General features: G+C 74.6%; 1 protein-coding gene. It reads right to left on the bottom strand.

The annotated features are described in order from the left end of the window. The coding region (locus BN4575_RS22875; RefSeq protein WP_218060808.1) for a hypothetical protein at positions 1–461 on the bottom strand (461 nt) is incomplete at both ends.

Raw genomic sequence — 461 nt, forward strand, 5'->3', positions numbered from 1 at the left:
GGCGCCGCGACGCGAAGAAATCCGGGTGGGTGTCGAGCCACGAGGTGTGCTCCTCGGTGAACGCCACGATCGCGCGGCGCAGCGCGCGCTCCCGATCCCGGTTGGCCGCGGCCGGGTTGTACTGCTGGAGCGCGTCGGCCGCCGTCCCCCAGATCGCGCGCTGATGGATGTACGACAGCCCGAAGAACACCATCGCCCCCGCGGCCACGAGCCCCGCCGCCACGAGGTGCGGGGTGCGCGGATCCGGCCCCCGCCCGCGCTCGGCCGCCCGGCGGAACGGGCTCTGCGTGCCGGGCGGGTCGGACGCGAGGTAGAGCCCGCCGCGGATCGGATCCGCCGCGAGCGCCTCGCGGGCGGTGGTCAGGTCGCGCGACGTCTGGTCGAGCCGGTCGGCGAGCACGCCGAGGAACTGCCAGAGCAGCTTGACGGCCAGCTCGTGCTCCTTGCGGAGGATCTCGAAG

Origin of the sequence: Aeromonas sp. EERV15, assembly GCF_900079845.1 — a bacterium.
Classification (GTDB): domain Bacteria; phylum Pseudomonadota; class Gammaproteobacteria; order Enterobacterales; family Aeromonadaceae; genus Aeromonas; species Aeromonas sobria.